Origin of the sequence: Psychrobacter sp. TB55-MNA-CIBAN-0194 (assembly GCF_040309505.1) — a bacterium.
Taxonomy (GTDB): Bacteria; Pseudomonadota; Gammaproteobacteria; order Pseudomonadales; family Moraxellaceae; genus Psychrobacter; species Psychrobacter fozii.
In genome coordinates this window covers 1-270 of the sequence record NZ_JBEOOW010000303.1, presented here as the reverse complement: position 1 = coordinate 270, position 270 = coordinate 1, and the positions used below count along the sequence as shown (strand labels likewise).

Sequence of the window (270 nt, the reverse complement as noted above, 5' to 3'; positions counted from 1 at the left end):
GTTGCTTGCCTTATGCTACCGCGATTGTAGTGGATAACGAGCCATACAATAAATGCGTGCCGGGCGGTCAACCAGTTACTGATGCTATTGCGCAAATCGTCAATCCCGCCAGCGCTACAACAACCCTTAGAGCCGCGCCATCTCAGTGGCCGATAGACGCCACATCGACGCGACCGACCGAGGTACGTGCCGTTATCCGTGAAGATGACTGTATCGGCTGCACCAAATGCATACCCGCCTGTCCTGTTGACGCCATCGTCGGTACTGGCA

At 55.6% G+C, this 270-nt stretch carries 1 protein-coding gene; it reads left to right on the top strand.

Annotation, left to right across the window (positions count from 1 at the left end; genetic code table 11):
- A partial coding sequence (locus AAEY75_RS15235; RefSeq protein ID WP_352260054.1) for an RnfABCDGE type electron transport complex subunit B occupies positions 1 to 270 on the top strand: 270 nt, incomplete at both ends.